Genomic DNA, 26601 nt, shown 5'->3' with positions numbered 1-26601 from the left:
GTTGACAAAAAAATACCAATTACATTTCACGGGCGCGGCCCACAGGGAATGAGACAACTCATAAGGGGAAAAAATGTTCAGCGACATCCTGAAAAAAATCGTGGCAGGGGAGAATCTTTACGAAAACACCATGGCCGACGCCATGGAAGAGATCCTTGCAGGGCGGGCCACCGACGCCCAGATCGGCGCCCTCATGGCCGGACTCGCCGCCAAGGGAGAGACCTTTGAAGAGCTGGCCGGGGCCGCCCGGGCCATGCGCAAAAACGCCACGCGCATCCACGCGGGCGGCGCCTGTTTCGATACCTGCGGCACCGGCGGGGACGGCCTGTCCACCTTTAATATCTCCACCATCACCGCCTTTGTGGTGGCAGCAGGCGGCGTCACCGTGGCCAAGCACGGAAACCGAAGCGTCTCCAGCACCTGCGGCAGCGCCGATGTGCTGGAAGCCCTGGGGGTGGACTTAAGCGTCTCCCCGGACGTGGTGGAAGAAGCCATCGCCGAGGTGGGCATCGGCTTTCTCTTTGCCCCCACCTTCCACGGAGCCATGCGCCACGCAGCCGCCGCCCGCAAAGAGACGGGCCTTCGAAGCATCTTCAACATGGTGGGCCCCTTGACCAACCCGGCCGGGGCCTCCCGCCAGCTCCTGGGGGTCTACGCCCCCCACCTCACCGAGATGTTCGCCGAAGCCCTGCGCCTCCTGGGCACCCGCAGGGCCCTGGTGGTCCACGGCCACGACGGCTTAGATGAAATCAGCGTCTGCGCCCCCACCCGGGTCACTGAACTCAACAACGAACTCATCCGTACCACGGACATCGACCCCACGGACTACTTCGGGGAACTGGCCCCCCCGGACGCCCTCAAAGGGGGCAGCCCGGAAGAGAACGCCCGCATCGCCCGGGACATCCTCTCCGGCGACGAACGGGGCCACAGACGCAACGTCGTCCTCATCAACGCCGGAGCCGCCCTCATGGCAGCCGACAAAGCCGACACCCTCAGGGACGGCATCTTCCTCTCCGAAGAGGCCATCGACTCCGGCAACGCCATGGCCAAGCTGGAAGGCCTGGCGCGCTATACCACCGAAAACGCATAAGCACGCAAAAACCCTCCGGCTGCAAGGTGTGCCACCTTGAAAGCAGGATGCGGATGCTCTTTGCCCCTCGTTCCTCGGGTCAAATCACATCCGCCTTTCAACCGAAATTGATTCACCAAGAGCATTTAAGACCTATTTGTTAAACTTTTTAAAAGTTTAGCCCCCGGCAGAGCCGCCGGAGGCAAAGAGGGTTAAATAACATGAGCGGATTTTTAGAGACCATCGTCACCCATGTGAAGGGCGTGGTGGCACAGAGCAAGACAAGGGTTTCCATGGCGGACATGCGGCGTGCCGCTGAAGCGCCCCGGGTGGTGAGGCCTTTTCGAAGGGCACTGGAGGAAAAAACCGTGGCGGTCATTGCCGAGGTCAAACGGGCCTCGCCCTCCAAGGGAGACATTGACCTCGACCTGGACGCGGCCCAAACGGCCCGGCGGTATGAGCAGGGAGGGGCCGCTGCCCTGAGCGTGCTCACCGAAGAGACATTTTTCAAAGGCAGCCTCAATGACCTCAGGGCGGCCCGGCAGGCCGTTGCTCTTCCGGTGTTGCGCAAGGAGTTCATTGTGGACCCGTACCAGCTTTACGAAACCGGGGCAGCAGGGGCCGACGCCGTGCTCCTCATCGCCCGGATCCTTTCTCACTCGCAGCTGGGTGATTTCATGGCCCTGGCCTCGGAGCTTCGCCTGGAAGCCCTGGTGGAGGTCTTTGACGAGGCCGACATCGAGAAAGTGGCCCCCTTTGCCCCGCCCCTGGTGGGCATCAATAACCGCAACCTGAAAAGCTTTGAGACGGACACCACCCGGGCCGGGCGACTGAGCGGCCACCTGCCTTCGGGCACCACGGTGGTGGCGGCCTCGGGCATCAAAGAGACCGAGGACATCCGGCGCCATCTGAACACCGGCATCTCCTCCTTTCTGGTGGGGGAAAGCCTTGTAAGGGCCGAAGACTCCGTCGGGTTGCTCCGGTCGTGGTGCAACGTGAATGGTGAATGGTGAATGGTGAATGGTGAATGGTGAATGGTGTACAAAATGAAGGGATATCCCCTGTGTCAAGGCCTTTGTGAATGTGATCACCCCGAAAAAGGAAAGGTGCCTCCGACGGCCCTGCCGGGACCAAACGTTTGCCTGATTTATAAAAAACAGGTTTGACAAACAGGTCTTACGAATGACGAGACAACCGGAAAGTTTTTGCGGAGCTTTTTTCAAAAAGCGACCCGCCGGAGGCAACTGAATAGTTACGAGTAATTTTTATCACGATATTTGAACAACATGGAAAACATCATGCACACCCCTCGCATCAAAATCTGCGGCCTGCTCTCCCCTTCCGAGGCGGCCTTTTGCGCAGAAGCCGGGGCCCATGCCGTGGGCCTGGTCTTTTTTCCCAAGAGCCCGCGCAACGTGAGCCCCCTGCAGGCCCGGGAGATCACCCGGGAGTTGCCGCCTGAGGTGGCCTCGGTGGGGGTTTTTGTGAACGCATCCTTTGAGGCCGTCATGGCCGTTTCCGAGACGGCCGGGCTTTCCGCGGTGCAGCTCCACGGAAACGAGCCGCCGGAGCTGGCCGAAGCCCTCCATGGCCAGGGGCTTACCGTGCTCAAGGCCTTTTACGTCACCGCCCCGCCGCTCATGGAACGCGCTTCGGCGTACCCGTCGGCCACGGCCCTGGTGGAGTGGGGCAAGGGGGTCCTGCCCGGGGGAAACGCCATAGCCTGGGGGGACGAGACCCCGCCCCTTCCCCGGTGCAGCCCCCTGGTCATTGCCGGGGGCCTGGGCCCTGACAGCGTGGCCGATATCATCCGGCGCTTCCGGCCCGACGGGGTGGATGTGAGCTCCGGCGTAGAGACGGAACCCGGAAAAAAATCCTTTGATAAAATACAAAAATTCATACGGATCGTGGGCCAATGCCAGGTTCCCGGTCCCATAAAGGAGCCTTTTAGACATGACGAAGCAAAATCCCCCCAATAACCTGGGCCACTTCGGCCCCTTCGGCGGCATGTACGCCGGTGAGACCCTCATGAGCGCCCTTTTGGAGCTGCGGGAGGGTTACGAAAAGATCAAAACCGACGCAGCTTTCCAAAAAGAGCTGGACAGCCTCCTTGTAACCTACGTGGGCCGCCCCACGCCCCTCTTTTTTGCACGGCGCCTCACCAAGCACGCGGGCGGCGCCCGTATCTATTTAAAACGGGAAGACCTGGCCCACACCGGCGCCCACAAGATCAACAACACCGTGGGCCAGGCCCTTCTGGCCAAGTGGATGGGCAAAAAACGGCTCATCGCCGAAACCGGCGCAGGCCAGCACGGCGTGGCCACGGCCACCACCGCGGCCCTTTTCGGCATGGACTGCACGGTCTTCATGGGGGAAGAGGACATCCGTCGCCAGGCACCCAACGTCCGCCGCATGGAGCTTCTGGGGGCCGAGGTGGTCTCGGTCTCCTCGGGGTCGGGGACCCTGAAAGACGCCATGAACGAGGCCATGCGCCACTGGTCCTCGACCGTGGAAGACACCTTTTACGTCATCGGCTCCGTGGCCGGGCCCCACCCCTACCCCAGCATGGTCCGGGACTTCCAGCGGATCATCGGTCTGGAGGCCAAAAGCCAGATCCGAGAGGCCGAGGGCCGCCTGCCCGACCTCATCGTGGCCTGCATCGGGGGAGGCTCCAACGCCATGGGTATCTTTCACCCCTTTGTGGACGACCCCGAGGTGGCCCTCCTCGGCGTGGAAGCCGCAGGGGAAGGCATCGACACCGACAAGCACGCGGCCACCCTGAGCAAGGGCACCGTGGGGGTTCTCCACGGATCCAAGAGCTACGTGCTCCAGAACGACGACGGACAGGTCCTGGAAGCCCACTCCGTCTCCGCCGGGCTGGACTACCCGGGGGTGGGCCCGGAGCACGCCCTGTTTAAGGAGACCGGGCGGGTCACCTACGACTCGGCCACGGACGAAGAGGCGATACACGCCTTTAAAACCATGTGCAAACTCGAAGGGATCATCCCGGCCCTGGAGAGTTCCCATGCCCTGGCCATGGGCATCCGAAAAGCAGGGGAGATGGGCAAGGACAAGGTGATTGTCATCAACCTCTCCGGCAGAGGGGACAAAGACATGGCCAGTGTGGCCGACTACGATGCAAAACGGGAGGGGATGTAATGAAACGGATTGACGATCGATTTGAAACACTCAAAGAAAAGGGCGAAAAGGCCCTGGTGGGATTTGTCACGGCCTGCGACCCGGACTACGACACCTCCCTGGCCCTGATCAAGGAGATGTGCGATGCAGGCTTAGATGTCCTGGAGCTGGGGATCCCCTTTTCCGACCCCACAGCCGACGGCCCGGTGATCCAGCGCTCGTCGGAGCGCGCCCTGAAAAACGGGGCAACGGTTAGGCGCATCCTGGAGCTGGTTCAGGCCATCCGGGGCTTTACGGATATCCCCGTGATTCTCTTCTCCTACACCAACCCCCTTCTGGCCTTCGGCTACGAAGCCTTTGCCCGAAACGCGGCCAAGGCCGGTGCCGACGGGGTCCTTGTGGTGGACATGCCCCCCGAAGAGTCGGATGAGCTGAACCGCGCCCTGGAAGCAGAGTCCATGAGCCTTATTCGCCTCATGGCCCCCACCACGGACGGCCAGCGCGCCCCCATGGTGGCAGGCGCCGCCTCGGGCTTTCTCTACCTCATCTCCATGGTGGGGGTCACCGGCAGCGGCGGCCTCGACGCCAACGCCGTGGAAGCCCTCTACACCAGGGTAAAGGCCCTGAGCCCCGTGCCCGTGTGCGTGGGTTTCGGCATCTCCACACCGGACGACGTGGGCGCCATCGCCAGCTTTGCCGACGGCGTGGTCATCGGCAGCGCCTTTGAACGCCTCATCGAAACCAACCTGGACAACCCGAAACTCCCCACCCTCATCGGCGACCAGACCCGGGCCTACAAAGCCCGGACCAGATAAAAAAACAGGCCTCCGGCGGGCAGGGGATAAATCCCCTGCACCCCAGGTTCGCAAATGCTCCGTCCCTTCGTTCCTCAGGGACGTCCCATTTGCTGACGGGCTTCGCCCGTGATGAATACGGAAGGTATCGAACAATAAACCGTATCAGGGAATCTCTCGTTCCCAGGCTCTGCCTGGGAATGAGACACGGAGGCTCTGCCTCCACCATTGAGATCGTTTCACCCGATGATTTTTATCCATTATGCCGCTTTGCTTCACACCGGCAAGTCGAAACCCGAAAACGATAAAAACCATATTGCCATTGCACGTCGTCCCTCAGGAAAAAGTGCAATATGATTTACACGGACTTGCGCCGCCTCATGGTGCACCCCCGACACCTGTTGTTCCCTATTCACTACTAACCATTCACTACCAACCATTCACCATTCACTATTCACTATTTACCCACCAACGCCTTCCCCCCATACACCCTCACCCCCTCCCCCGGCTCTTTAATCACCGCATGGATCTTTTCGGCAAGGGTATCGGCATGGACGGGACGGTAGGCGGCGGGAAGCAGAAACGAAACCGGGAAGAGCAGCCGGGCGGCCAGGGATTCCCCGAACCGGGTCTCCCCGCGATCCCCCATGAGAAGGGAGGGGCGCAGGATATGGCAGGCGGCATACCCCAAGGCCGTCACCCGCTTTTCCATCTCCCCTTTGGTGCGGAGATAGTGGGAAGAGGCAGTGGCAGAGGCCCCCACGCTGGAGATCACCACCAGGGTCCGGGCGCCGCACCGAAGGCCATAGGCAGCGGCAGCTTCGGTGTAGAGGCAGTCCACCTCAAAAAGCCGCTCTTTGCTCCCCGCCTTTTTCAGGGTGGTCCCCAGGGCGCAGACCATGACGTCCACCCGGCAGGGTGGGGCCAGGGAGTCCAGGGCGTTAAAATCCGCCACAAGGGAGGTCACCTTGTCATGGGACTCAAGCTCGGAAGCAGCCCGCCGACCCAGCAACACAATCTGGCCAATGTCCGCATCGGCAACGGCCCGCTTAAAAAACGCACCACCCACAAGGCCCGTGGCCCCAGCCATCATCACCTGCATACGCCCTCCTTGTTCGTTTTGGTTAAGGGACAACACAAAGCTCAAAAAAGCCTCCGGCGGCCCTGCCGGGGGCCAAACGTTTAAAAAGTTTGACAAACAGGTTTTACGTACATTTTTTTCAGGCTACGCCTCCAGAAAAGCCTTTAGCTCGTCCACACCCTTGCGGGTCACAAGACGGGCGGAGCGCTCCATCTTTCGTGCGTTCTCGGTATAGTAATCAAGGGCTTTGAGGGTCCATGCGATCACCTCGTCGTCGGTGAGCCCCTCGGCAATGACATCACCGATACGGGGCCGCCCACCGGCGTTGCCGCCGAAGACCAGGGTCCATCCGGATTTCTTCCCGAAAATACCCACATCCCGGAGATAGCCCTCACTGCAGTTGAAGGCACAACCGGAGACCCCGACCTTTACCTTGCCTGGAAAAACGCGGTCTGCCAAGGCTTTGCCCAGTTTTTCCGAAAGTCCCAGGGAGTCCTGACAGGCGTATTTACAGCTTCGCCGCCCCGGGCAGGACTGAAGGGTATGGGGTCCGGTCTTCACACCCACGGGCTTGGGCATGGCACCCCCAAGTTCCGCCATAAGGGCCGGAGCATCCTCTTTATCCACACCGTAGAGCTTCAGCCTCTGGGCGGCTGTGATCTTGATGGTTTCCACATGGTATTTTTTCGCAACAGCTGCGATCTCTTCCAAACGGTCCGGGGTGGTCATCCCCAGGGGAGACCCCGGTACGACAACGCCAATTTTTGAATCACTCATGCTCTTCACTGGTCCTGATTTTTATGGTGGATGGATATCACGCCACCGGATAGACAAAGCGCCCGGCAGCACCTGAACCACGGGTTTTACTACGTCCCACGCACCGTGTATACATCTAAAATTGTTATCATAACGTTCACCCAAACTTTCGTTCCCCAAGCGTTACACCAGGCAAGACAAACCCCTCGAACCAATTCTCAGAAAAAAAGATCTCTCATTCCTCAATTTTCACCCCCCTCAATTCAAGTTCTTCCCTGGAAAACCGATATGAACCGTGGGACATCACACAGGGTCCACGGGTGGTTCGTTTTGTCACGGTTCAACGAAAAAGCTGCCCTCTATGATCAAGTCTGTAAAAAGCCGCCTCTGCCGGAGGCAGGTTTGACAGTGACCGTTTTTTAAGGCCTGCCACCATGCAGCCGAAGGCCAAGGCGGCTGCTCCGGTTCATCCGGGAGCACCCCCACGGAGACTTTTTTTTGTTTCATTTATCTGGATATTTCACCATGCGCCCGCCCCTTCGGGTCATCTGCCTGGGACTCCTTTTTTGCCTGGCAGCCCTGGCTCCGGCATACGGAGGCACACCCACCCTTCTCTTTCGCCACATCGATGAAACCGACTGCCTCCCGGACAACACCGTCTTCCAGATCATGCAGGACCGCGACGGCGCCATGTGGTTCGGTACCCGTAACGGGGTGGCCCGATACGACGGCGTCACCATGAGGGCCTTTCAAAACGACCTGAGCAACCCCAAGAGCCTCTCCCACAACGACGCCGGAGGTGTTATCGAAGACCGGGAGGGTGCGGTCTGGGTTCGCACCTGGGGAGGCGGGCTCAACCGCATCGACCCGGACACGGGTGAGGCAAAGGTGTTCCGGCACGACCCGTCCGATCCCCGGAGCCTCAGTGAAGACCGGATCCAGATCCACTACGAAGATTCCCACGGGGTGATCTGGGCCGGTAGCTTCAGCTCGGGCCTCAACCGCTTCGACAAAGAGACTGGCGACTTTACCCGGTTTACGACGGACAACGGGCCCGGTGCCATCAGCCACAACCGCATCTGGTCCCTTGCCGAAGCCCGGGACCGCACCCTCTGGGTGGGCACCGGCCGGGGCCTGAACCGTTTCAACCGGGCCCGTAAAACCTTCACCGCCTTTCGGCACGACCCCAAGGACCTCGCGTCCCTTCCCCACGACCAGATCCGCACCCTCTACCCGGCCGGGGGCTCCGCCCTCTGGGTGGGCACCCCCAAGGGATTTCGCCTCTTTGATCCGGACCAGGGCCGTTGCGTGCCCTTCCCCGGCATGGACGCCCTTCCCCCGGAGGCCGGCGGCACCATCAACACCCTCTACGACGACGGCCGCACCCTGTGGGTAGGCACCCAGAACCACGGTCTCCTCATCCTGGACCTTGAAACCGGCAGATCCACCCTGCACCAGAACGTGCCGTACCTTGACGGGTCCCTCTCCCACAATGACATCCGGTGGATCCTTGAAGACCGTTCCGGCGTCATCTGGATCGGGACCCGCGGAGGCGGTGTCAACGCACTGAGCAAAACCCTGTATCGGATGCAGCTCTTCCTGCCCGGGTACTCCGGGAACGACATCCCCAACTCCGTCCATGCCGTGGCCACCGACAGCGACGGAACCCTCTGGACGGGGAGCTGGTACTCCGGCCTCAAAAAATCCACCCCGGGACAAGGACGTTACGAGGCAGCAAAAAACGCCCCCCCTCCCCTGGGACCGGGAAGCCTGGACATCAACGCCCTCTCCCCTGCTCCGGACGGTTCACTCTGGGTCGGAACATGGGGCGCCGGTCTCCTCCTCAGGGACCGCCTTACCGGAGCGTACATCCCCCGGGGCGACAACCCACCGGCACAGGACACCCGCATCATCACGGCCCTGAGCACAGAGACCCCCGGCGTCGTCTGGGCGGGTACCCGCAACCGCGGCCTGTTCCGCCATGACCTGAAAACCGGTGACGTCAAACAATTCAGCAAGGGCCCGGTCTCTCAGCAAGGCCTCAGCAGCAACACCGTCCATGCCCTTGTGGAAGCCAACGGAAACACCTTGTGGGTGGGCACCGATATGGGACTGAACCGCATCGATCAGGACGGAAACCGGGTCACCCAGTTTCACCACCGCAAAGGAGCGGCAGAGAGCCTGTCCAACAACATCGTTACCTGCCTTGCCACAACCCCCAACGGAGCGATCTGGGTCGGAACCTACAAGGGGCTTAACCGCCTCAACCCCGAGACCGAAACCGTCCGGTCCTACTTCAAGGAAGACGGGCTCTCCGGGGACATCATAAAAAGTATCCTCTTCGACGGCAGAAGGCGCCTTTGGGTGGCCACGGAAAAGGGTCTCTCCGCCCTGGACATCAAAACCGGGGCCATCTCCCGCTTTCCCATGCCCCTGCGGTTCGTGCAGGGAGCGGCCCACCGGTCCCCGGACGGCAACCTGATCTTCGGAGGAGAAAACGGCTGCCTTCTCTTTGCGCCGGGCGAAATCCCCATGAGCCACCCCACGGGCTCCATTCACCTCACCGGGCTTGTGCTCAACGGCACCCCGGTCCACCCGGGAAGCCCTGAAGGCAACCGCATCAACCTGGGGGCCTCCCTGGACGAAACCCAAGGAATCACCCTGACGCACCGGGAAAACAACCTCACCTTCTCCTTTGCCCTCCACGACTTCAACAGCCCCTCGGAGAACCGGTACAAATACAAACTCACAGGATACGACACCTCCTGGGTGGAGGCAGGCAACACCCCCTCGGCACGCTACTCCCACCTGCCCCCCGGCACCTATCACCTCCAGGTCATGGCCTCGGGGAGCCACGGCACCTGGAACCGTGACCATGGCGGCCTGGAGGTACGAATCACCCCACCGTTCTGGCAGCGGACCTCCTTTCGCGCGGCGATCTGCCTGGTCCTGGCCGGTTTCATCGGCCTGCGGCTCACCGCCGCCCGAAAGCACACCCGGAAGCTGACGCAGCTCGTGGCCCAAAGGACGCGTGAACTTGAAACCCTGGCCCGCCGAAATGAGCGGCTCTCCCTTACCGATCCCCTTACAGGCCTGCTGAACCGGCGTGGCGTTGAAAAGCAAACCATGGAATTCCCACCCCGGGCCCGGCGGAACCAAGGCCCCTATGCCCTGGTACTGGCCGATCTGGATCGCTTCAAGGGAATCAACGACACCTGCGGCCACGACTGCGGAGATTATATCCTTCAACGGGTCAGCAGGCTTCTGGAGTCCAACCTCAGGGCCCACGACATCCTGGGTCGCTGGACCGGCCAGCAGTTCATCCTCCTGCTCCCGGACACCACAGGAGAAGACGCAGAGACCATGGCGGAGCGGCTCCGCAACCGCATCGCCTCCTCCCTGTTCGACTGGAAAGGCACCTACCTCACCGTCACCATGACCATGGGGGTCACGGACTGCCCTGCCTCGGAGACCTTTGAACACAATGTCAGCAGGGCCGACGCAGCCCTCTGCAAGGGCAAGCACATGGGACGAAACCGGGTGATCTTTGCAAAGTCAGGATAAAGACGGTGCCCTCGGCCTCCCAAGGGGACGGGTGAATTCATGCCCGTCCCCCCGTCAATAAGCAACCGGGCATGGATACGCGACACAATTCCATGCTAATATGAACATATTCACAGACACCGCCCTCCCGCGCAAGGGATCGACCCTGCTCCCGTTCAACGCACACCAAATCTGATCCATCCACCGAATCTCACGTTATCCGTCATCCCTGCACCCTTTGGCCCCCCTTTGATTCGGAGCATCCGGCCACGCGCCATGTTTCAGTGTATCCCCAAAAAGACTCATGACATATCCGATCTAACGCCATGTGGCGGAGGTAGCCATGAACACTCAGAAACACGCCATGATCACCAAACTGATGTCAGACCTCAGCATGTCAAGAAGGCGTTTCCTCAAGGCATCCGCTGCCGGAGGCACCCTGCTGGCAACCGGCATGGGGCTGAAACCGGAACTGACGGCCCTTGCAGAGGCTCAGGACACGCCCCAGAAGGAGAAAGGCACCTGGCATGCCGGCACCTGCCAGGGATGCACCTCCTGGTGCGCCAAGCAAGTCTATGTGGTGGGCGACCGCGCGGTAAAAATCAGGGGAAACCCCCACTCCAAGGTCTGCGTGGGGGCCAGCTGTGTCCGGGCCCATATGGCGCTGCAGCAGGTCTATGACCCGGATCGCATCAAAACCCCCATGAAGCGCACCAACCCCAAAAAAGGGCGTCACGAAGACCCCGGCTTTGTCCCCATCTCCTGGGACGAGGCCCTTGACACCCTGGCCGACAAGATCATGGAGCTTCGCGATGCAGGTGAAACGCACAAATACATGCTCATGCGCGGCCGCTACACCTACATGCGGGATATCCTCTACGACCGCATGACCAAAATCATCGGCTCGCCCAACAACATCTCCCACAGCGCCATCTGCGCCGAGGCGGAAAAATTCGGGTCCTACTACACGGAAGGGTACTGGAGCTACCGGCAGTACGATGTCACAAAAGCCCGGTATGTCCTCATCTGGGGGGCCGACCCCCTGGCCGCCAACCGCCAGGTACCCTTTTACTCCAGCGTGTGGGGAGATGTGGTGGACCGGGCCCGGGTGGCGGTGGTGGAGCCCCGGCTTTCGGCAACGGCGGGCAAGGCGGATGAGTGGCTGCCCATCGTGCCGGGGCAGGACAGCGCCCTGGCCCTGGCCATCGCCCACGTCATCCTCGCCAGAGGACTCTGGTCCAGGGAGTTTGTGGGGGATTTCAAAGATGGCACCAACCGGTTCGTTCCGGGGCAGACCGTGGATGAATCGACCTTTGACGAAAGATTCACCCACGGGGTGGTCGCCTGGTGGAACCTCGAAGTCAAAGACCGCACCCCGGCGTGGGCAGCCGAAAAAACAGGCCTGCCCGAGGCGCAGATCCTCCGGGTGGCCGAGGATTTCGGCAAGGCGGCCCCCAGGGCCATCTCCTGGGTGGGGGGCGGGCCCTCCATGCAGGTCCGGGGCGGATACGGCAGCATGGCCTGTCACGCCTTGAACGGACTGGTGGGAGCCTGCGACAACGAGGGGGGCACCCTGGTCAGCAACAAGGAGTACACCCGAAAATTCCCGAAACCCGACGCCTTCATGGACGACATCGCCAAGAAAGGGAAAAAACACGAAAAAATCGACCAAAGGGGCCGTTTGACGTTTCCCGCCCTGAAATCGGGCAAACCCGGCTCAGCCGTCCTCACCAACAACGCGGCGGACGGAATCCTCAACGAGGATCCCTATGAGATCAAGGTCGCCGTGGGCTACATGAACAACTTCACCTTCTCCTGCACCCAGCCCGACCGCTGGGAACGGGCCCTGGCCAAGATCCCCTTCGTGGCCCACCTCACCACCCACGCCTCGGAATTTTCCTGGTTTTCAGACATTCTCCTGCCCAACACCCATCACCTCTTTGAAAAGTACGGATACGTGAAATCCATTGCCAACGGATACCGGCATGTCACCTTGATGCAGCCTGTGATCAAACGCATCGGCGACTACAAAACCGATGAAACCGAGGTGCCCTGGCTCCTGGCGGAAAAGCTCTCCCAACGGGGGTTCGACAACCTCTTGCGTCACTACAAAGAGTACCGGGACCCGGAAACCGGCAAAGAGCCCACCACCGCCGACGAGTTTTCCCTCTACGCCCTGAAATACGCCACCCAGTCCCTGTGGGACCCGGCCCAATACAAGGGCGGAGACAGGTTCAACGGCTGGGAGGACTTTCTCAAGACCGGGGTCTGGAATTCCGATCCCTACCCCTACCGCAAGCGCTGGGGGAAAATGAAAACCGCCACGGGAAAGTTCGAGTTTTACAGCGTCACCCTGAAAAAGGCCCTTGAAAAGCACGCAAAAAAGCACAAGACCACCGTCGATGAGGTTCTGACGGCCTGCAACTACGAAGCGCAAGGGGAACTTGCCTTTATCCCCCACCACGAAGACCCCTTCACCATCGGAGACGCCGACACCTACCCCTTTGTGTTCGTGGACCACAAATCGCGGCTGAACCGGGAGGGCCGATCGGCCAACTGCTCCTGGTATTACGATTTCAAGGACCTGGACCCCGGTGATGAGCCCTGGCAGGACGTGGCCAAGATCAACCCTGCAGATGCCCAAAAAATCGGGGTAAAATCAGGAGACACCATTCGCATCACCTCCCCCACCGGCGCCATCGAATGCACGGCCAAGCTGTGGGAAGGGATCCGGCCCGGCACCGTCGCCAAATGCTTCGGCCAGGGCCACTGGGCCTACGGTCGGGTGGCCGCCGGCGTTTTCGGGAAAACCCCCAGGGGCGGTAACAACAACGACCTGATCCCGGCCGAATACGACCGGTTGAGCGGCAGCACGGTCCGGCATGCCGGCACCCGCGTGAAAATCGAACGCATAGAGGAGGGATAACGCCATGCCACAATACGCCATGGTTATTGACCTGCAGCGATGTGTGGGATGTGGAGGCTGCAGCGTCGCCTGCCGAAGTGAAAACAACGTGCCGGACGGAATCTACTGGTCCAACAAGATCACCGAGACCGTCGGCACCTTTCCCGATGTCAGGTTCCATTACCTCCCCACCCTGTGCAACCACTGCGAAAACGCTCCGTGCGTCCGGGGCTGCCCCACCGGGGCCATGCACAAACTGTCCAACGGCATCACCATGCACGACCCGGACAAATGCATCGGCTGCAAGTACTGTGAATTCAACTGCCCCTACGGCGTCATCTATTTCAACTGGCGCAGCCCTCACCCCTCCTGGCGTAATGCCGACCCCCTCATCAAAGGCGGCACCTTCTCCCCGTCGGAGGTGACGCAAAAAGCAGGGGGCAAGGCCATCCCTTATTACAACCCGGATCGGGACGAGACCCTTGCCGGCATCCGCCCCAAAGGCGTGGTGGAAAAATGCACCTTCTGTGATCACCGCGTGCAGAAAAAGCTCCTGCCATACTGCGTGGAGGCCTGCCCGGCCGATGCACGGATCTTCGGGGACATCAGCGACCCCAAAAGCAAGGTCAGCAAGCTGCTGGGAAAATTCAAGTCCTTCAGGCTGAAAGAGCATCTGGGAACAAACCCCCGGGTCTTTTACATCCGGGGGTACGACCCGGCCCACTACGAGGCCTCCAAGGGGGGGTACAAATGAACGGAAAAAAAGCACGCTATGCAATCTGGCTGGGCGGACTCGGGGCCTGTATCCTGGCGGGCCTGTACGCAACGATAACCCTCTTTCGGGAGGGGCACTGGCTTTTTGCGGCCAACGATGTCGTGGTCTGGTCCCTTCCCCTGGGCATGTACCTCTTCCTTGCCCTCAGCAGCTCAGGACTCGCCATGCTCTCCGCGCTGCCGACCCTCTTCGGCATGAAGCGCCTGGCCCCCAGTTCAAAACGACTGGTGTTTCTCGCCCTGGCCACCCTCTGCGGGGCATTTGTTGCCATCGCCCTGGAAATCGGGAATATCGGGAGCATGATCTACTTCATCATCTCCCCCAACCTGGCCTCCCCCATCTGGTGGATGGGCGCCCTCTATACCGCCGAGCTCCTTCTCCTTGCCGTGAAGTTCGGATGCCTCCATATTAGGGACAGGCAAAGCGCCCTGCACAAAACGGCAAGCTCCCTCTCCTTTCTCTGTGCCATGGCGGCCCCCATGGTCCTGGGAGCGGTCTTCGGGACCACCGAGTCACGGGCGGTCTACTTCGGCCCCATGCTCTCCATCTTCTACCTGGTCATGGCCCTTTTCAGCGGCACCGCACTGTTTCTCCTCCACACCGTGATATGCCACAGGCTTGAAGCCGGTCGGTTCTCCTCATATCGTCCCCCCGTGGACGAGGTGTTTTACACCCTGCTGGCCTGGTCGGCCGCTGCGGCCATTGTCATCACCGGAGTCAAATCAGCCGTTGCCGCGTCCACCGTGCTCCCGGAGTTCATGGCGCATCGCACCGTCAACACACCCTTCGGGAGCCTGTTCGGGTTTCCCCTGGAGGTCATCGTCGGCCTGGTTGTCCCCTTTGCCCTGCTCATGAGCCCTGCGGTCCGCAAAACCGCCACCGGCACCCTTGCGGCGGCCCTGATCGCCTGGATCGGATCCCTGGTCATCCACATGAAGCTCCTCATCAACGGCCAGCGTTTCCCCGTCGGTCCCAAGGCAGAACAGTTCCCGGACGTTGTCACCTACGCCCCAAGCCCCTGGGAGTGGCTGGTGGCCCTGCTTGCCATCTCGGTGATGCTGCTTCTCTACACCCTGGGTGAGCGGTATCTCAACCTGGGCACCGATGGCGCGGCCACCCGTTGAAAAAAGTGACGGTTCAGCCTTGCCTCCGGCGGCCCTGCCGGGAGCCAAACTTTTGAAAAGTTTGACAAACAAGTTTTAAACATTGTGTTTTTAGAAGAATAAAGCGGGCCTCTCCTGCAAAGACGGTTGCCTCATGCCATACATCACGCGAATGCTCCGAGAACAATTGCATAATGGCTGCCTCCATGCATTCGCCATACGGAGTTACCATGAACCCAGACGACATCATCCGTTTTGAATCGGTACGCCAAGAAGTCTACAGGGGCTTCTCAGCCTGCTTTTGCCTGCCGGGCCCCCCGCTTGTCCACATACCGGAGACCCTGGTCCACCTGTTGGCGGCCCAGGATTCCGAAGCCGTGGCTCCCATGACCCGCATGGCTTCCGCCATGGAATCGCTCACGGATTTTTCCGGGCTGCGAGTCGAGTTCACCCGACTCTTTGTCGGCCCCTACGGCCGCCTGGCCCCGCCCTGCGGGTCCGGCTACATGGACGGAGCCGACACCATGATGAGCGACTCCGCCATGGATGCCGAGGCCAGGTACCGCAAGGCGGGCCTTGTGGTGTCCGACACCTTCAAAGAGGCCCCGGATCACATCGTGGCCGAACTGGACTACCTCAGCTTTCTCGTCGGCAAAGAGATCGACGCCCTGGCCCCGGACACGACAGAGGTGCCCCAGGCAAGCCTCCATGAGCAGAAAACGTTCCTCGAACGTCACCTCGCCCGCTGGGTCCCCCCCTTTGCCGAGAACATCATGCGCCACGCAACGGAACCGTTTTATCAGGACCTTGCAACGGCCACCCGCCTTGTCATCCGCGAAAGCATGGACTACCTCAGCATCCCGGGCCTCTCGGAGCATGATGTCCCTCCCCGATAACCCACCGCACCAACATCTCATTGTTGTTGGCTGGTCGGTCTCCCAAGAAATATCCGGGCTGGTCAAAGGGCCTCTATTTTCCTTGCCCCGGGCTTTGCCTTCTATGTATATACTCATGGTAAGCATATCATCAGCCCCGGAGCCTGGGTCTTTCATCCCTTTTTCGTCATGATGCATCCGAAACACCGTCGAGGAGAGACCCCGCCCACCGAGGCATGTCGGCCGGTGATCATCCGCGCCGTCACTCACCTGTTTTGGACAGGGACCCTGCCAAAGGCCCTGAAAACAAGCCATGCGCGCTCTCTTATCTCGATCAACCGTTGCCCTCCTGCTCCTTCTTCTCTTGACTGCCTGCGATGAAACAGACACCAGCCAGCCCCTCACCATCAGCGGCCACATCACCACGGACAAGGCCGTGGTCGAAGGCGGGGGGGAGATGTATGCCTCGGTCCTGAAAGGCAGCGGCCAGGAGATGATGTCCCGGGACCTGTCGGAATCCTTCGAAGCCATGACCTGCACAGCCCCGGACGGCAGCTTTACCCTGGACCTTTCCGGCACCGGGCTGGTCCCCGGGGACACGGTGACCCTCATCGGCTTTCTTGACCGAAACGGACATGGAGGGATTCCCACCCCGGACGAAGGCGACGCCATGGGGTTTTTCATGGAAGAAGGGAGCTTCACGCCAAGCTACACCCTGAAGCCAGGAGTCAACAGCGGAGCCGACATCCGCATCAGCCGACAGGTCTATGACTTCCACAAGGAGATCTCAGGGACCATCACCGGTGGCTACACAGGGCTGGTCCACCTGTTTGCCTATGCAGGAGATATCAGGAGCCTCGATCTCTCTGCCCTTGATGTGGACAGTATCATCGGGTACGCAAGCGTTGAAAAACGCGAACATTCCCTGGACTACCGGATGACGATCCTCCCCTACGGCCATGACCTGCCCATTGCCGATGTGACGATCATGGCCATCTTCGACGCCAACGAAAGCGGAAAACTCGATCCCGGCGAGGCCGTGGCTTTCCATTCCCAGCGCCCCAAAGGCCTGCCCACTTTAGTAACCCTGACCGAAGGCGCTCAGGGCGACATCAACCTGGACGCAGACCACGCCATGGTCCTGCCGGTCCCGGCTGGTGAAACCATCACCCTGTCGGGTCGGGTGGAACCCCCTGTCGGCTACGGCGAGAACAGCGCCCCCCTCTTTGTCCTGGTGGCTGAGACAAACGACCCCAACCTTCTTCTCACCCACCCTCTGTCCGTGACCCGGGCCTTTTACCGGCTGGATCCCGGAACCGTGGATTTCAATCTGGACGTGAGCGCCACAGGCCTTGCCCCCGGAGACACCGTCATGGTCCTGGCCCTGTGGGACAAAAACTTCAAAGAGGCCCCGGACACACCCACCTACACCTGTTTTCCCGATGCCAACGCCGGGGATCTTCTGGGCTATTACCAGAACAAAGCCACCTTCACCGTGGCCCACACCCTCCACGAAGGAGAGAACACCTTTGTCCCCGAGGCCGGGGGAAACCCCGCCCTGAGGTTTGACGTCAACCGACGGGTGGTTAACCACAGCGCATCCCTGGCGTTCAAGATTCAAAACGGAGGCGGGGTCACCGTCAACACCGGAGACGCCCTCCTTGTCATCGCCATCCAGAAAGATGGCCTGACCATTTCCCTCACCCCCGAATTAACCGACCCGGATCGCATCGTTGCCATGGCCTCGGTGACCGCCACGGGCGATGCCGACCACACCTACGCCGTCCCGGTCATGGGGGCTTTGCTTGACGAGATCATCAAAACGCCCTTTGGCGTAGATGAGGTGTATGTCATAGCCGTCCTGGACGCCAACCAAAACGGAAAACCCGATACGGGTGAATCCCTGGCATACTACCCGACGATGCTCTCTTTACCGGCCACCACCGATATCAGAGACGGCATCAACACCCTGGATAAACCCGTGACATTTTCCATGTTCACCCTTTAACCAAGCCTGCAAGAAAAACTCCCGGAATTGGAAGGTGTAACAAACCGCAAAGGAAGACAAAACCTGTTTGTCAAACTTTTTAAAAATTTGGCCGCCGAGGTTATTCCAGTTAAAGTCACCCACATCCCAAAAGTTCTTCATCGTGTTTTAGAAGAATGAAATGGGCCTCTCCCGCAAAGACGGTTGCCAGATGACACACATCAAGCGAATGCCCCGATAACGAAGGCAGAATGGCTGCCTCCATGCATTCGTATCAGGGTTTCAAGGTGCCCCCACCTTGCCGCCGGAGGCAAAAAATAAATGCGTTTGCCTTGGCATCAGCCCCGGGCTCCCTTTCCATTTAAGACCACATGGGGTAAAACGTGGGCAGGCCGCTGGCAGCGGGCCTTACATTACACAACATCCCATGGGACCCACTGGCAATGCATCACAATCACGAACTGGAACTGGCCTTTGAATTTGTCCAAGGCACCCAGCGCAATCTTTTCCTCACCGGCAAAGCGGGCACGGGCAAGACCACCTTTCTCCACCGGGTAAAGGACAACATTCCCAAGCGCATGGTGGTGGTGGCCCCCACCGGGGTGGCGGCCATCAACGCAGGCGGCACCACCATCCACTCCTTTTTCCAGATGCCCTTCGGGCCCCTGCCCCCGGACACCACCATCCAGAACCGCCGGTTCAGCAAGAAGAAGATCCACATCATCCAGTCCCTGGACCTTCTGGTCATCGATGAGATCAGCATGGTGCGCGCCGACCTCCTGGACGGCATCGACCAGGTGCTGAGGCGCTACCGGGACCGCACCAAGCCCTTCGGCGGGGTGCAGCTCCTCATGATCGGGGACCTCCACCAGCTGGCCCCCATCATCAAGCCCGACGACTGGGAGCTTCTCTCCCCGTATTACGAAACAGGCTACTTTTTCAGCAGCCGGGCCTTTCAGGAGGCCTCGGTCCTGGGCCTGGAGCTGACCCACGTCTACCGGCAGAGCAACGAGGCCTTTATCAAGATCTTGAACGAGATCCGGGAAAACCGCCTGTCCGAGGACTCCCAGGCCAAGCTCAACACCCGGTACAAGCCCTCGTCCCTGCCGGGCAGCAAGGAGGGGTACATCACCCTCACCACCCACAACGCCAGCGCCGACCGCATCAACGATGACAAACTCGTCGCCATGGACGCCCCCACTGTTGCCTTTGACGCCGAGGTGAGCGGCACCTTCCCGGAATACGCCTACCCCGCCGATGAGCTCCTGCAGCTCAAGGAGGGGGCCCAGGTGATGTTCGTGAAAAACGACAGCTCAACAAAAAAGGCCTATTACAACGGCAAGATCGGCACCGTCACCGAGATCGACGATGAGGAGATCCAGGTGCAGTGCGAGGGTGAATCCGCCCCCATCACGGTGAACCGCGAGACCTGGGAAAACATCACCTACACCCTCAACGAGGAAACCAAGGAGATCGACGAAGAGGTGGTGGGACGTTTCTCCCAGTACCCCCTGCGCCTGGCCTGGGCCATCACCATCCACAAGAGCCAGGGACTTACCTTTGACAAGGCCGTCATCGACGCCGGGGCCTCCTTTGCCCACGGCCAGACCTACGTGGCCTTAAGCCGGTGCAAGACCCTGGAGGGAATTGTCCTGAGCAGCAAGATATCCCCGTCGGGCATTATCTGCGATGCGTCGGTGAACCGCTTTACCCGGGATATTGAAGAGCACCCGCCCACAAAGCAGGACCTGTCCGAGGCCCGGCGCACCTGCCAGTTCGCCCTTTTGGACGAGCTCTTCGGCTACCGGGCCCTTCAGGAAAAAGTCAGCCACTGCCACACCACCCTCCACCACCACAGAAAAGCGGTCCAGGGCTCCCTCCTCGACATCCTCACCGAGATCCTCGCAACCACCCTGCCCGAGTTCATCCGCATCGCAGGGGCCTTTTCCAGGCAGGTGGCCTCCTTGATGGAAGACGATCTGGACTTGGAGGAGAACGAGGTGATCCAGGACCGCATCCGAAAGGGCTGCGCCTACTTTTCCGAACAGACCCGCCACGCCGTGTCCGAGCGCCTTGACGAAGCCAGCTTCGACACCGACAACCAGTCCGTGAAAACCCTCATCGGCGAGGCCCTGGTGGCTGTAAGGGAAGAGCTCATCGTCAAGGAGATCTGCCTCAAAGGCTGCAGGGAGGGATTCCGGGTGGAGACCTACCTCTCCGTAAGGACCCGGGCCTTTTTCAAAAAGCAGAGCATCACCGCAAGGGCCAAAGCCAAGGTAAAAAGCCTCTCCAGCGAGCACCCCCGACTCCTGAACCAGCTCCGGGAGTGGCGAAAAGAACGGGCCAGACAAGACGATATCAACCCGTCCCGCGTGGCCACCTTAAACTCCCTGGTCACCATCTCCACCGAGCACCCGGACACTCTCACCAAACTGCGCACCATCCAGGGCATGGGCGCCAAACGGGTGAAAACATACGGGGCCGAGATCATCGAGATCGTCCGGGCCTATACGGGTAACGGAGAAAAAAAAGCAAGGGCGGGGGTCCAGCAGAGCCTGGACCTGGGGTAAGGCCAGTTCAAAAAGCGTGCCTCCGGCGGCGAGGTGAGCCACCTCGAAAGCATATTGCCCTTGCGCTTTGCCCTTCGTTCCTCAGGGCAAAGCACAAGGGCCTTCGACTCGGGCTTCGCCCGACATGAACGTTGATGGATTGTACGGGCAGGCTCATATGCTTCGAAGTAACGGGATACGCTGTCGCTGCTTGTCCATTGTCGATTTAACCGCACGGCCTCAGGGCATTCGCGTGATGTGTGACATGTGGCATTTCGTAGGGTGTGTTTGCGCACCGTTTGTTCGGGAACCCAACATCTTTTGAGATGTATATACTTCGTGAAGGTGACCCGTATATGGGGTTTCATGACCGTTACGATTTTTCGATGGTGCGCAAGCGCCCCCTACTCGCATCCTGCGCCGTGGGCGACGCGTCACACCCGACATAAAGAGGTGCTTACCCCGCCTCTTTTCATGTGGCATAAGCTGAGTAGCGGCCAATCGTATCTTATTTTGCGGCCGAACCCCTGGACGCCGGAGACCTCCTGATAGTAGCTTATTTTCTTGCAACCACAGTAACGACCCCGCCCTCTTCGGTGACATCCACCGAGCCAAAGCCCGCCCCTTCAAGCTGTGCGTGCACCCATGCCCCCGACAGGCGGAGTTTCTCATAGCAGCTTGCCTTCAGGGTCCAGCCCCCCTGCCCGTTGGTGTGGACAAGGTCGTGCACGGTCACGGTCTCGGCCCCGTACTCCAGAAAGCAGGTCAGGATGGTATCTTCGTCGCTTTTCACCGGGATAAAGCGGTCCACGCCGGTCAGCTCACCGGAGAGGTCCCGGAAGGTCAGGATCAGGGTCCCGGCATCGTCCAGGGCCGCTGCCACTTTGCCGAAGAGGACCGCCACCGCCTCCCTGGAAGGCAAATGGAGCACGGTGTCCGTCATGCACACCACCAGCTCCACCGTCTCTTTCACATGGTCGTCAAAGCATGTGAGGTCCCCTTCCACCGTCTCGATGGGTAAGGACCCGGCGTTGCCTTCAAGCTCCCGTAAAAGGGGCCCGCTCAAGTCAATGGCCGTCACCTTGAATCCCAGACGGGCCAGGGGAATGGATTGAAACCCGCACCCCGCCCCCAGGTCCAGGGCCACACCCGACTGTACGGGGCGTATGCCGCGGGTGTTGAAAAAATCCGTGTTTCGCGTCACCCCTGAGGCGAAGCCCCCGAACATCCACGAATAGACATCTGCCAGCACCCCGTCGTAATGCTCTTTCACCGTCGCCATAACGTTCTCCCAAACATGATAAGGTTCAGGGATCCGGCCACATCCCAACTTAAGACCCCTCAAGCCGTTCCCCTCACGGACACGATTTCCAATAGCTAACCAGTAGAGCTATTGAAAACATTCATTTCTTTCTTTTTTACTGAAAAAGCTTGAATTGACGTATGGATATCTATATTTAAAGATTTTTATTAATTCAGCATATTTTTCAGGAACCAGGCGTATGAAGATTCAGTGCCCGGGCTGCAACAAAGCATACCGGATAAATGACGAGATCGTATACAAGGTACACAATAAAACCGCCAAGTGCACCCAGTGCGGGCAGGTGATCCCCATCGCGGACTTCCTCCTGGACAAAGAGGCCCTGGCCCCCTTTGCATCCGGAGAGGAGCTCAAGCTTGAGGTGGTGGCCAACCTCAAAAAACTGTACCCCATGCCCCACATCCTCTTGAAGGCGCGCAAGCTCCTTGCCGGCAACGGAAACTTCGACGAGCTCGGAAGCCTCCTCAACACCGACCCCGCCCTGGCCAGCCGGGTCCTCAAAGTGGCCAACTCCGCCTACTACGGCATGAGCGGCAAAGTCTCTTCCCTGCACATGGCGGCCACCCTCCTGGGCAGCGGCACCCTCATGCAGATCCTCCTTATGGTGGGCAACGCCAAGGCCCTGGGACGATCCCTTGACGGGTACGGGCTGGGGTCGGGACAATTGTGGCGTCACTCCCTTGCCGTGGCCGTCTGCTCCGGGCTCATCGAAAAAAGACACCACGCAGGCGACGAAGAAGAGGCCTTCTTCACAGGGCTCATGCACGATTCAGGAAAGATCATCCTCGACGCGTATGTGTTGGAGAGAAGAGCCCTGTTCACCCGTTATGCGTCCCTGACCCGTGAGCCCCTTTTTGCCGTTGAACAAAAAATCCTCGGCCTGACCCATGGAGACATCGGCTACGAGCTGTGCCGCAAATGGAACCTGCCCGACCACATGGCCACGGCCATCCGGGACCACCATACCCCGGTCGCTTCCGAGAACAACCGGCTCGCCCACGTGATTCATCTGGCCAACCACATGGCCAACCGCGCCCTGGGCACAGCCACCAAAACACCGTCACTGCCCCAGGCGACCCTCTCTTTTCTGAGCCTCACCGAAGCCGAAGTGGAAACGATCATCACCGAGGCCCAGACAACGGTGGAGACCATGGAAGAGGACACCTATTAACCGGCATCACAGCCTGTCCACGTCGAAATCGATGCCGAACTTGCTGATACTGGGTTGCTGAATGGCCTTGACCGTGTCGTCGATGTTCCGGAACTGGCGCTGCACCTCATCCCCGATTTCATACACGCTCACCCGCTTGCTGTTGTCGGTGTCTGGCTCCGCCTGAAAGGACCGTTTCAGAAGGTGCACCAGCAGGCCGCTTCCTCTGTAGTTGTCCACGGATTGCTGAGCGGCCTGGGTGGAGGAGAACAGGGTGACCCCTGCCTTGTGGGTAAACGAGGAGATCCTGGCGTCGTAAAAACCCGTCATGATGTCGTTTAAGGCCCCGGAGTGGCAGGTATCAAACACCACGAGCTGCTTCTGGGCCGGGATCTCTTCCAGGGCAGAGATCAGGGCGGATGAGGGGAGCCAGCTTCCAGGGTCAAATCCCCCGTTCTTCCCTGCGTAGGTGTGCGTGATGATGTAAAACTGATCGGCAACCTCTCCGTGGGAAGCCACAAACAGCAAAAACACATCCTCGGGGTCGGCCTCGGACTTGACGTTTTCCAAGGCAGCCAGGATCTTTGCCCGGGTGGCGTCATCATTGAAGAGTCCCACCACTTCGATGCCCCCGTAGACACGCGAGAGATGCTCTTCCACAATCCCTTTCACTGTCTCGGCGTCGTTCACCGCATTGGCAAGGTTCAGGGCCTTGTTGAGATACGTATCGATCCCCACCACCAGGGCGTAGACCGTTGGTTTTTTCGGTGGGGCCGTGGACAATGCCACCTTTTCCGTCATCACCCCCTGCACGGTATTCTTCCCGTTGAAGGCCACCGCCCGGACGGTATTCTCCCCTGCCGTGGCTTTGACCGAGAGCATGCCCGACACCTCCGCACCCGCCCGTGAAGAAACACGAGCCCTCGCCCTGCGGGGGGACTGCCAACCAGCACGTTTCAATCCCCGGAGTCGCCGGGGGACCTCGTTGGTTGCAAACACCTGCGCCAGGGAATCTTTCTGGAGGCCTTGCCCCGATTCACCGTGATTTTCTTCATGGAACAGCTTGCCGTTGATGTAAAACCGTATCGCCCCGATACCGCCCCCTGTATCGGTCACCGTATAGCGCACAGCCATCATTCCGGGGGAGGTCTCCTGCACGGCCAGGCGGGTAATCTCCGGCGGCGGGCAGTGAATCACCTCATCGATCCGCACCGGAGCAAGCTCCGCCATGGCGTCGAGACGCTGCAACCGGCCCCGGACGATATCCGGACGATAAAACAGGTCGTACACCTGGTTGAGTCCGAGCCAGCGGGCGCCACCGCTCCCCTTCTCTCCGTTGACGTGGAGCCACACCTTGGGCAGCAGGGCATAGGAACCGGCAAAATAGCCGTCGTCGGCAATGACCAGGTAACGCCCGGCCTCGTCCACCACAAAGGTGAAGAGGGGATGCACAGTTGTAACCCCTGAAGGGTTGCGCTCATCGACCGGGGGAATCTGCCACAGAAGGATCTCCCCTGAAAGGTCGGAGGTCACCAGGGTGGAGCCTGAAATGGAGACGGACCGCACCGTGGAGGTGTGCCCCACGAAATTCACCGATTTCTTTCCTTCAAAATCATAGGCCACCAGTTTACCCGAGCGGTTGCCGCTGACGATGAGATCCTCGGTGAGCCCGAACGCGTGGGGAACCCAGCCGTCTTCCGGTGGGATGTCCACGTACAGGACGGTCCGGCCGGACGCCTTGTCCTTGAGCCGGTAGATGAGGTCCGGGTTGAAGCTGTTGGTGGGGCCCAGTTCCAGGCGATAGCGATCATTCGTAACGCTGACCCGGGAAAAGTCCGATGGGTTCACACCGCCCGTGAGTTTAAGGGTGTTCAAGTCCAGAGCGTTTTCCAGGTCCAGGCAGTTTTCGTCAAACCCGTCGCCGGAAAAGCCTCCGTCGTATTTGCAGCAACGGGTTCCCCAGGCCAGGTAATTGCCGTTAAACGAAACGCTGCGTTTGGGGGCGATGGGAATATCGGTGCCCACCGTTGAAAGCCCTTCGGTTCCGGGCTCCATAAAGGCCCATCGATGGAATGTCCCGTCGTCGTGGCCAATGCCCGCAAGGGTCTTGGAGTCGATGAATGCCATGGGCCACAGGGGCTGCGTCCTGTGAAGATCCAAAGCGGCCACTCGACGGTACGAGCCGGTTTCGTATACTTCGGCACACATCTCATCATCCCAGCTCTCCACAGCCAGGAATTGCCCGTCCGGAGAATAACACAGCTGCGCAATGTTGACGGTGCGGGTGCGAATCACTTTTTTCAAGACCAGCATCCCATGGGCATGACGGCGGGGATCCAGCCCGAAAACCCAGACAACGTTGTTTGCCCGGCTGGACACAGCCAGTTCCCGGTTCCCGGGATTTGAGGCGATGTCGCACATTTCAAAGAAGTACCTGAAATCGGTACCGTAGATTCCTGAATCGCCTCCTGTCACCGGCACCTCATGGCTCTTCAGGGGTCCCCCTGCCTTGCCCTTGAGGGGATCGGGATCACTGACATGGATGGACTCGTCCAGGCTCACATCAAAGACCACATACCGATCATCCAGCTTAAGGAGCGCCAGCTCCACAACATCCCGCCCCTCCGTTGGCATCGTACGTACCGGGGTTCGGGTGGCCATGTCCCAGAGGGTGATCCGTCCCTTCCGGGCGGTGGCCAGAAAGGCATTGTCGGGGCTGATGTCCATGGCACCCACACGGGCCCCCACAGGGACCTCCGCCTGCAATTCACCGGAGCCGAAGTCGTAAAAAAGCAGTTTTTTGTTCACAGCCGCCACAAGCAAGGCGTCATCATGGCTCACCGCCATGCTGTCGCAGACTCCGGAGTCATCGGTGACATTCCACAGAAACTTTCGTTTCTCGCGGCCGGTGGCCGAGTCAAAGGCCCGTATGGTCTTGTCCCCGGAACAGGTGACGATCTCCTTTCCGGAGGCCGTCACGAGCAGCTCGTCCACCGTCCCTGAAAGAACACCCCGGTCAACCTTGAGGTGAAAGCGAGGCTCACCCGGTACCCGATGGGAGGAAAAGGGTTTTCGAATGTTGCCCTCATAATCGACAGCAGGATTTTTTGCGGGGTAACGCGCCGAAACACAGCCGGAAACGACGATGGAAGCGGCAAGCAGTACAAAGATACGTCTCATGTTCATCAATTCATCATCCCAATCATCACACATGCCCCGCGATCACCCGGCCCGGTTCCTGCGGGCGTCTTACAACATGGTGCGAAAAGCGGGGCGAAGCCAGTCAAAGGAGAACCGTACACCAACAGAGACGGCCATGGCAACTCGCACAGGAAAGGGGAACAGGGTCAACGCATTTAAAAATTCAGTTGCCTCCGGCGGGTCGCTTTTTGAAAAAAGCTCCGCAAAAACGTTTGAGTAATCAAGGCACTTATCTCCGGCCCCGCAACCATTTATCACCGGTTCTTACACATCTGTGATCAACCCCGCTCAACGCATCCTCACCACCGGAGAGCGTTGACACCGCACGTTTTGTGCATGACATCCGGCCCATGC

The 26601-nt window shown here is 59.9% G+C and carries 17 protein-coding genes; 13 read left to right on the top strand and 4 right to left on the bottom strand.

The genetic code is table 11. From position 1 onward, the window contains the following. Nucleotides 1-73: 73 nt before the first annotated feature. The 5 genes from trpD (at nucleotide 74) to trpA (ending at nucleotide 5022) form a co-directional block, all read left to right on the top strand. Nucleotides 74-1090, top strand: a complete 1017-nt coding sequence (gene trpD / locus MSL71_RS20775; RefSeq protein ID WP_180144228.1) for an anthranilate phosphoribosyltransferase — start codon at nucleotides 74-76, stop codon at nucleotides 1088-1090. 200 nt (nucleotides 1091-1290) lie between these two features. Next, nucleotides 1291-2082, top strand: a complete 792-nt coding sequence (gene trpC / locus MSL71_RS20770; protein WP_180144226.1) for an indole-3-glycerol phosphate synthase TrpC — start codon at nucleotides 1291-1293, stop codon at nucleotides 2080-2082. Between the two features lie 285 nt (nucleotides 2083-2367). Then, a complete protein-coding gene (locus MSL71_RS20765) occupies nucleotides 2368-3048 on the top strand; it encodes a phosphoribosylanthranilate isomerase (RefSeq protein ID WP_180144223.1) in 681 nt (226 codons plus the stop codon). Next, entirely contained in the window at nucleotides 3023-4228 is a 1206-nt protein-coding gene (gene trpB, locus MSL71_RS20760) for a tryptophan synthase subunit beta (RefSeq protein ID WP_180144220.1), read from the top strand. The genes MSL71_RS20765 and trpB overlap by 26 nt, the downstream gene beginning before the upstream one ends. After that, entirely contained in the window at nucleotides 4228-5022 is a 795-nt protein-coding gene (trpA, locus tag MSL71_RS20755) for a tryptophan synthase subunit alpha (protein ID WP_180144217.1), read from the top strand. The genes trpB and trpA overlap by 1 nt, the downstream gene beginning before the upstream one ends. 436 nt (nucleotides 5023-5458) lie before the next feature. Here trpA and MSL71_RS20750 read toward each other — a convergent pair whose 3' ends face one another. Together MSL71_RS20750 and MSL71_RS20745 are read right to left on the bottom strand one after the other, a co-directional pair. Beyond that, a complete protein-coding gene (locus MSL71_RS20750; protein WP_180144214.1) occupies nucleotides 5459-6103 on the bottom strand; it encodes an NAD(P)H-binding protein in 645 nt (214 codons plus the stop codon). Between the two features lie 123 nt (nucleotides 6104-6226). After that, nucleotides 6227-6859 (bottom strand): nitrite/sulfite reductase domain-containing protein, encoded by a 633-nt coding sequence (locus MSL71_RS20745; RefSeq protein ID WP_180144211.1) that lies wholly within the window; start codon nucleotides 6857-6859, stop codon nucleotides 6227-6229. A gap of 504 nt (nucleotides 6860-7363) precedes the next feature. On the opposite strand from MSL71_RS20745, the gene MSL71_RS20740 reads away from it, so the two are divergent. The 7 genes from MSL71_RS20740 (at nucleotide 7364) to MSL71_RS26745 (ending at nucleotide 20596) form a co-directional block, all read left to right on the top strand. Continuing rightward, nucleotides 7364-10402 carry a ligand-binding sensor domain-containing diguanylate cyclase gene (locus MSL71_RS20740; RefSeq protein ID WP_180144208.1) on the top strand — a complete coding sequence of 1013 codons (3039 nt, stop codon included), beginning with the start codon at nucleotides 7364-7366 and terminating at the stop codon, nucleotides 10400-10402. A 322-nt stretch (nucleotides 10403-10724) separates the two neighbouring features. Then, nucleotides 10725-13307, top strand: a complete 2583-nt coding sequence (locus tag MSL71_RS20735; protein ID WP_218951095.1) for a molybdopterin-dependent oxidoreductase — start codon at nucleotides 10725-10727, stop codon at nucleotides 13305-13307. Nucleotides 13308-13311: 4 nt separating this feature from the next. Continuing rightward, the gene (locus MSL71_RS20730; protein ID WP_180144195.1) at nucleotides 13312-14040 is read left to right on the top strand and encodes a 4Fe-4S dicluster domain-containing protein; all 729 of its coding nucleotides are present in this window, start codon (nucleotides 13312-13314) and stop codon (nucleotides 14038-14040) included. After that, nucleotides 14037-15185 carry an NrfD/PsrC family molybdoenzyme membrane anchor subunit gene (gene nrfD, locus MSL71_RS20725; RefSeq protein WP_180144192.1) on the top strand — a complete coding sequence of 383 codons (1149 nt, stop codon included), beginning with the start codon at nucleotides 14037-14039 and terminating at the stop codon, nucleotides 15183-15185. The genes MSL71_RS20730 and nrfD overlap by 4 nt, the downstream gene beginning before the upstream one ends. A 209-nt stretch (nucleotides 15186-15394) precedes the next feature. Next, the gene (locus MSL71_RS20720) at nucleotides 15395-16060 is read left to right on the top strand and encodes a TorD/DmsD family molecular chaperone (protein ID WP_180144189.1); all 666 of its coding nucleotides are present in this window, start codon (nucleotides 15395-15397) and stop codon (nucleotides 16058-16060) included. A gap of 292 nt (nucleotides 16061-16352) precedes the next feature. Beyond that, complete coding sequence (locus MSL71_RS20715; RefSeq protein ID WP_180144185.1) at nucleotides 16353-18047, top strand: hypothetical protein; 1695 nt, start codon at nucleotides 16353-16355, stop codon at nucleotides 18045-18047. 422 nt (nucleotides 18048-18469) lie between these two features. After that, a complete protein-coding gene (locus MSL71_RS26745) occupies nucleotides 18470-20596 on the top strand; it encodes an HRDC domain-containing protein (RefSeq protein WP_180144182.1) in 2127 nt (708 codons plus the stop codon). 535 nt (nucleotides 20597-21131) lie between these two features. Here the strand turns inward: MSL71_RS26745 and MSL71_RS20705 are convergent. Then, complete coding sequence (locus MSL71_RS20705; RefSeq protein ID WP_180144179.1) at nucleotides 21132-21857, bottom strand: class I SAM-dependent methyltransferase; 726 nt, start codon at nucleotides 21855-21857, stop codon at nucleotides 21132-21134. A 220-nt stretch (nucleotides 21858-22077) separates the two neighbouring features. On the opposite strand from MSL71_RS20705, the gene MSL71_RS20700 reads away from it, so the two are divergent. Continuing rightward, the gene (locus MSL71_RS20700) at nucleotides 22078-23067 is read left to right on the top strand and encodes an HDOD domain-containing protein (RefSeq protein ID WP_180144495.1); all 990 of its coding nucleotides are present in this window, start codon (nucleotides 22078-22080) and stop codon (nucleotides 23065-23067) included. A gap of 6 nt (nucleotides 23068-23073) precedes the next feature. Here the strand turns inward: MSL71_RS20700 and MSL71_RS20695 are convergent, their stop codons facing one another. Further along, complete coding sequence (locus tag MSL71_RS20695; RefSeq protein WP_180144176.1) at nucleotides 23074-26226, bottom strand: caspase family protein; 3153 nt, start codon at nucleotides 26224-26226, stop codon at nucleotides 23074-23076. Nucleotides 26227-26601: the final 375 nt, after the last annotated feature.

The sequence above is a fragment of the Desulfoluna butyratoxydans genome, from assembly GCF_900699765.1.
Taxonomy (GTDB): domain Bacteria; phylum Desulfobacterota; class Desulfobacteria; order Desulfobacterales; family Desulfolunaceae; genus Desulfoluna; species Desulfoluna butyratoxydans.
The sequence above is the reverse complement of the archived record's forward strand: the minus strand, read 5'-3'. Positions and strand labels throughout refer to the sequence as shown.